At 34.7% G+C, this 6898-nt stretch carries 7 protein-coding genes; 3 read left to right on the top strand and 4 right to left on the bottom strand.

The genetic code is table 11. The features are described 5' to 3' along the window. Positions 1 to 286: 286 nt before the first annotated feature. On the top strand, positions 287 to 1393 hold the full coding sequence (locus F6K54_RS37320; RefSeq protein WP_293089036.1) for a hypothetical protein: 1107 nt from the start codon (positions 287 to 289) through the stop codon (positions 1391 to 1393). Between the two features lie 180 nt (positions 1394 to 1573). On the opposite strand, the gene F6K54_RS37315 is transcribed toward F6K54_RS37320, so the two are convergent. Further along, on the bottom strand, positions 1574 to 2911 hold the full coding sequence (locus F6K54_RS37315; protein ID WP_293089035.1) for a TMEM143 family protein: 1338 nt from the start codon (positions 2909 to 2911) through the stop codon (positions 1574 to 1576). 370 nt (positions 2912 to 3281) lie between these two features. Between F6K54_RS37315 and F6K54_RS37310 the strand changes: the two genes are divergently transcribed. Next, the gene (locus tag F6K54_RS37310) at positions 3282 to 4682 is read left to right on the top strand and encodes an HD domain-containing phosphohydrolase (protein ID WP_293089034.1); all 1401 of its coding nucleotides are present in this window, start codon (positions 3282 to 3284) and stop codon (positions 4680 to 4682) included. Between the two features lie 458 nt (positions 4683 to 5140). Here the strand turns inward: F6K54_RS37310 and F6K54_RS37305 are convergent, their stop codons facing one another. Genes F6K54_RS37305 through F6K54_RS37295 form a run of 3 tightly spaced genes read right to left on the bottom strand, consistent with a single transcriptional unit; the run spans position 5141 to position 6553 of the window. After that, on the bottom strand, positions 5141 to 5374 hold the full coding sequence (locus tag F6K54_RS37305) for a zinc ribbon domain-containing protein (protein ID WP_293089032.1): 234 nt from the start codon (positions 5372 to 5374) through the stop codon (positions 5141 to 5143). Continuing rightward, positions 5289 to 5996 carry a hypothetical protein gene (locus F6K54_RS37300; RefSeq protein ID WP_293089031.1) on the bottom strand — a complete coding sequence of 236 codons (708 nt, stop codon included), beginning with the start codon at positions 5994 to 5996 and terminating at the stop codon, positions 5289 to 5291. Before F6K54_RS37300 ends, F6K54_RS37305 begins: the two co-directional genes overlap by 86 nt. Continuing rightward, entirely contained in the window at positions 5960 to 6553 is a 594-nt protein-coding gene (locus F6K54_RS37295) for a hypothetical protein (protein WP_293089029.1), read from the bottom strand. Before F6K54_RS37295 ends, F6K54_RS37300 begins: the two co-directional genes overlap by 37 nt. Positions 6554 to 6775: 222 nt before the next feature. Here F6K54_RS37295 and F6K54_RS37290 point away from each other — a divergent pair, with 222 nt between their 5' ends. After that, positions 6776 to 6874, top strand: a complete 99-nt coding sequence (locus F6K54_RS37290) for a helix-turn-helix domain-containing protein (RefSeq protein WP_293073949.1) — start codon at positions 6776 to 6778, stop codon at positions 6872 to 6874. Positions 6875 to 6898 lie beyond the last annotated feature (24 nt).

Raw genomic sequence — 6898 nt, 5'->3', positions numbered from 1 at the left:
TATAGCGCTTTTCACATGGATAGACTACAGTTAGTATGGGCAACCCAAAAGCATTTTTCTACTCCCTACTCCCTACTCCCTACTCCCTACTCCCTACTCTAAGCGCCAAAAATAATTTTGTGGTCTACTCAAATGAAAAGCGCTGTAATAATTAGGGTTTGCGCTCAAAAGTCTTTTAATAGGGGTAGGAGATAGGAGACAGGAGAAATGGGAATGAGCGAGGAGGTAGGATTCAACAGTTAATAATTAATAATTAATAATTACCTCTCCTTGAAAACGGAATTGATTGACTAATAATGAAAAATTTTTCCTTATATCCAATTCCGTAACAGTTTCAACCAGAGGTAATTATCAATTATCCATTAATGAAACCCCAATTGCATTAATTCTTATCGATCTATTAAGTATGCAACCTCAAAATGATTTTGATAATTCTGATTCAAATCCCTTGGAAAACAAGCAAATTTCTGAGGAGCAAAATTGTCTTCAGGTTATTGATGAAATAGATACCAAAGTCTATGATTTATTGTCACAAATAAACGAGGTAATTACTGACTATAATTTCCTCCAGGAATTAAGCGAAGAAAATCAAGAAGAAGTTTCCAAGTTTTTGATGTTACTCTCAGACATTAAAACTCTATATCTATCTGGAAAATTAGCTAAAAATAGTTACCAAAAATCAGAAGTTGCTAATTTAGTATTTAATCTTAGTATTGCTATTCAATCTTTTCAGCATAACCACCACAAACTGCTGCTGGAAAAACTGCGAATTGATGCTGAATTTAGAATTAGAATAATTAAAAATTTTTGGCTAGCTTTACCTCTTAATTTTTATCGACAAATTACCTCTAAGATTATTCTGAAAATTTTACTAGGGTTAGTTTTAGGACTTCCATTATACATAGTACTCCCCCTAGGCTTATCATCAGGAAGCAACGACTTAGAAAAAGCCCTACAGTTAAAAGGAATTATTTCCTCAGATATTTCTAGTAGAACCAATGACACACCGGATATTTATATAAAAGATTTTCAAATGACAGTTTGGCTAGGAAATTTGTGTTTTACTGCTGGCGCTCTTGGCAGCATAATTAGTATCTTATCTCGACTTAGTAATTATCAACAATCTGAAGAGGAGCGCCAATATCAAGATTCAATAATTCCTATCTTAGTTGGTTTTTATAAGCCTCTGATTGGCGGAACATTTGGCATTTTAATCTTTGCTATTTTACAGGGGGGAATTATTCCTATTAGCTTTGGTGAAATTAATAACGAAAAGAGGCAAGATCAAAGATGGATGTCTTTATTTTCTTTGTCTTTTGTTGTGGGGTTTAGCGAGCGATTAGCAAAAGATATTATTAGTACGACTGAAAAACATTTTGATTCGGAGGAATAGGAAGTAGGGAGTAGGGAGTAGGGAGTAGGGAGTAGGGAGTAGTAATTCGAGAAACAGGGGATAGAAAAAAAGAAAAACAACTGTATATCACGCTTTTTGAGAAACGCTATATTAGAAACTATTGCTGATGAATTTTATCTATAATTTTTATTCACTATTCCTCTCCAATTTCCTCTTCTATTAAGCATAATGAAACGCATTATCCCAAATATAATCTATTAATTGTTTCGCATCATCTAAAGGTAATACTCGACAACAACCATTTTCATCATAGATTAATAATGGTATGTCTGAAATCTCATCCTCATCTTCACCATCTCTGACAATTTTGCCCTGAATTTTTGCGAGATTATTCAAGGGTCCATTAATATCAAAATCAATTTTTGTATCAAATTTTTGCTCCATCCATGCTTCAATTTTGTTATCCAATTGTTCTGGAGTGAGATATGTATTGCTTGTCAATAAGTGATAGTAAACTAAAATAATTTCCTTACATTCTTCTTCTTCTGCTTCATCAATTAAAGTTTGAAATACACCTGCATTATTAGCAATATTCTTGAAAAATAAAGTGTCTGTAACCTGTTTTTGAAACTTAATCTGTTTAGTTTTATATTTACTATACTGCTTAAAACAAAATCCTCCTAAAGTTATTAATAGAGATGATGAAGCTAATAAAACTCCTGTCATATTCCTCACATCTTCCGGATTAGCTCTCAAGTTCAATTTTTCTACATAAGAAGGACCGAAAACTAGAAAAACAATTACACCGATAATTAGTAAAAGTTGCGGTACAATTCTCAAGACAATAGGTACTGCTGCACCAATAGCAGGTACTACTAACATTAGACGATCTTTCAAAGTCATACTAACTTTGACATTAGGAAATAGAAACTCTATATCATTTTTAGGAATATTTTTATAGAGAGAAATATAGATTTTTTTAGGACTCAGATGAGATTCCTCCCCTTCGTTTTCCGAACTATCAGTATCCTCTGTATTTTGACACTTAATTAATAAAGCAACCCTTTCAAAAATATCAATTTTCTTTTCAATTTTGCGGAAAAAAAATTTCTTAACTTTTATTGTCTTATATATATCTCCTCGACAGTAACATATTATCTCTTCAAAGTCATCAAAATTGATATCTGTCTTCAGTTCAATTAGCGAAGTTTCCTGAAAAGCACGTTCTAAACTAGCCTGAGATATAGGGAAAAAATTTCCTTGTTCTAGAATTTTCTCAAAACTCTGAACAACTTTAGTTTTCATCACTGCTAGTTGTGATTCAGAGTGAGATGCAATATATTTAGTATTAGCATCTGGATTAAATGGAGCATAATTTTCCTTTAATATTTCCAGTGTTTTATGTAATTTAAAATGATAATAAGCCAACAGAATAGAACAAAAATCTCTAAACTTTTGTAAAGAGCTTTCTGGTAACTTACCATCTTGAATACAAAGTTCTATGATATCTTTTCTAGAATAAGGAATAAATGCTTCCCTGTTTTGATAAACTCCCATAGTTGTATACCTCCATTATATTCGGATATATTTTACCACTTTTTAACCCGCATAAAAAACCGATAATACTTGACAAAATCATCATAGTATGTATAAATAAAAGAAGCGATCGCCTAAATAATAAAGGCAGCTAAAAGATAAAGTAAGCATTCAGCCGTCAGCTATTAGCTATTAATTTTGGGGAAGGTCAAAATAATTGAGAAATTGAGACAGAATAAAAATTACTGTTAAAGTCTCTTTCCTAAACCTTAGAAGTAATGAAAATTACTAATAGCTTATAGCTGACTGCTAATAGCTGTTTGCACAGCATTATCTAAGAAATGCTTACAAGATAAAAAACAAACATATAAAATAATTATCATTTAATAAAATGAATCCAGAAGCAACTTTAAATCAACTTAAAGAAGCCAGTCCGGAAGGAAAACTTCCCTCTAGTTATGGAGTTTATTTCAAAAATACATTGGTAGCTTTATGCCATGCTTTAGAAGACCACATATTACAAACTAACACCAAGCATTCTGAAGAAAAACCATTAGTTTTGGTCACATTTCAAAAAGGAAAATGGTACTTACAAGAAGCAGATCGTTATCAAGAAATAGCACAATCTAGTCGTCACATTGTGATTAGTGCAGTACTAGATAGTGGGTTATCCAAACATTCTACAAGTCAGCTAGAAAATGTTTCTTTAATTCATTTAGAAACGATGGATAGTTTAGTTAATGAATGGAATCTAATTATACTAGCTCCAAGTTACAGAGCTATGGTACTTTGCCATGAACTCTCAGAAGATGAATATGTACTCAATGGTCAACCTACTGTAGATGTAGAAAGAAAATTTTACGGTTTATGGACTTTTGATCAGACTTTAGTAGCTAAAGCTGCAGAAATTCTTATAGAAAGATGTCGCTCCTACAATCCTGCCTTAGCAGAGACCATTCAGAAACAACATCAAGAAATTCTCAATATCAAAGATGTACCACCTACAGATATGACTAACGTGGTATCTCGAATAGTTTCTTACCTGCAAACTTCCCAACAGCAGATGATTGCAATGAATCGTCAAGCTAGGGAACTTTGGGAATTAGAAGGTCAAGCATTACGAGTTAGTCGCAACTTAAATGCTAATAAATTGCAAGCATTTTTACGCATGGCGCAGAAAGTAGATGAACGGGACCAGACTAACCCTATTGCCTCCTTGCAAGTGGCAGCTTTATCTGAGACTCTTGGTCAAATGTTAGATTTACCTACTTTGCAGTTGCGACGTTTGCGGTTAGCAGGATTATTGTTTCGAGTGGGGTTAGCATCAGCGCCAAACAAAGTATTTACTCAAACACCAGATGAATTAGATGATGCAACTTTAACTTTTTGGCAGGAAAGGAGCGTACTTGGCGCTCAATTATTAACAGCAATGCCAGAGTTAGCACCTATAACTAAAATTGTGGCTCATCATTTAGAATATTGGGATGGTAGCGGTAAACCAGATGGTCTCAGAGAAGAGGAAATACCTATAGAATCTCGAATTTTGGGTTTAATTTCTTACTTCCAAGAGCTAATACAAGCAAGAGGTAAAAGAATTGCTCTTAGTTTGGGAGAAGCTTTAGAAAAATGTATAAATCACAGTGGCACATATTTTGACCCTATTCTCGTAGAATCTCTCAGCAATGTCATTCGATTAACTGAAATGGGTTTGATGCAATTACCTCAAAGGCCAAGTCAACTTCCCAACGTTTGGTTAGAGGAAGTAGTTACATCAAAGACATCAGTATATTGAAAGAGGGAGTAGGGGAGTAGGGGAGATTAAATATTGAAGTAATCAGGACTTACGCAGAGACTCTTATAGTGAGAAAGAATACTATTTACTCCTACAGATTGTTATTTAAAAGTCAATTTGCGTAAGTCCTGAATCATTATAGAATTATCAACATATACTATATAACCGGATTCTATAATTATGGAAAAATACCTCAATTTTTTCTTCACTATTGGATATAGAAGCTTTTCTGTAACCTAATATTTAATAATTTATTGTTTCGTAGGTTGTAGATGAGAACAGTTTACCACCTCACTTAATACATATTCAACCATCAGGATCTTGAAGAATATTATAGCTCGTAGGTTATTCAGATACATCAAGCCCGGCAATTCCCTGCAAAAGTCGGGAAAACCGTTCATAGCAACGTGACGGCAGAACCATCCACGCAGGCGGTATCGCGCTAACGCGCCGCTTCGCTAACGCAATGCTTTGAGGAATATCCCCAAAGCGCCATTCCAATCTCTCGGCATTGAATGACCGCAATGTGGACATTTAAAATGCTTCGAGCCTCCTAAATTTTGATGAACATGACCGCACTTTGTACAAGTTTTGGAAGTGTATTCCTCAGTTACATCTATTACGGTTGCCCCTCGTTTTAAAGCCTGAAACTTCAGAGTTTGTTTGAAACGGTAATGTGCCCAATTTAACATTTGCCGAACTGACGCGCGAGTTAAGCTTGCGTTTTTTCTTTCCTGATTTGGCAACCATTTGGGATGACTCAAAAGTAGGGATAAAGATGACGCGATACTCAGTTGTTAACCATTTTGCTACTTTTTTATGGACTTCATCTATGAGATTTCTTATCCTAATAAATAAGCTGTTAATTTTTTTGTTTAATCCCTGTCTTTTGTACTTATTTTGGCGACCTTTTAACACAGTTTTGTGGGATATTAGTCCATCAATATGCTGTGCCAATCGAAAGATTCTGGTAATGTCTCCCTTACCTATATCAACAAATTTTTCTCCATCAAATCCCGTTAAAAAACTGCGTTTCATGTCGCGCAGCGAAACACCAGGGTCTAAAGCTATGATGGATTGACTTTTAGAGTCTTCTGGTTTAAAATCTTTTGGAAATACAGCAAACCAACGTTTTTTGTCATAAACTAATTTAGTTTCTGCATCCCAAGATTGTTCTCTCACAAAACTCTTGTATGTGCCATCTTTTTGCTTTTGTTGGTATTCTATATTAGTAGTAGGAATTACTTCTGATGCTTGGAATTTTAATCCTTTTGTTACTAATGGCAACCAAGTACCTTTTTTAAAGTCTTCCACCCTAAATTTAATTGATTGTATTCGGTCTCTAATCGAACGAAATTTTCCGCAATAGGCTGTTTTGTTCCACTTTTACTACTAGCTTTAAATGCAGCATGAGCATCATAAATTGCGTTGACTTTAAGATGGTATGGTGATTCTTTTATCCAATCTGGTAAACTTTCATTGTTTAAGATAACTTTACGCAAATTGTACTTAGAAATCAACCCATATTTTCGTTGATAAGCTATGGCTTGATTAAAGCAATATCTACTTGCTGCTAGCCACTTTTTCCAAATTTGATGGAGATTTTTTTCTGGGTAAACTCTGATACGCAGAGATTTAAGATGAATACAACCTTGCACAGAAACAGTGGAGGATTGAAAGGATGTCTTCAACCATTTCCGGTTTCCTTTCCAAGGTCGGTGCTGCGAAACGGAATGCTGCGCAAACGGGAGAAAATTCAACTCTGCTGTGAACCAGGATTTGGCCAGAGTGTAGGGTGCAGAACCAGATTCGCAAATCGAAGCCAAATCAAAGGAACCTATCTTTGTATGTGACCACAATAGATTGGACATTTCCTGACATGACCCGTTCCAATATGGTAAGCATTTTTTTTCGTTGTTTATTGAGTCTGACTCCGGTTTCTTTGATAAGCTATCATATACGGGTATTGGGATTGGAGATATTCACATTGACCGAAAAATTGGGTCTCAAGCCTCGCCCATAAGCGGGCGACTTTTTAGTTGTTAAGTGTTTCAATGAATATGTTACAATACTGTTAGTTTAAATATCAGATTATGAAAGCTAGATTTAAGTATCGTATATATCCAACACCGGGACAAAAGCATCGATTAGCAAAGCTATTTGGTTGTGTTTGCTGGCGCAACACTTCGTGAACGTGTTGTTTGGAATGATAGCCT

The sequence above is a fragment of the Okeania sp. SIO3B5 genome, assembly GCF_010692555.1.
Classification (GTDB): domain Bacteria; phylum Cyanobacteriota; class Cyanobacteriia; order Cyanobacteriales; family Microcoleaceae; genus Okeania.
Note: the sequence above shows the minus strand (reverse complement) of the source record. Positions and strands in the feature narration are given on the sequence as shown.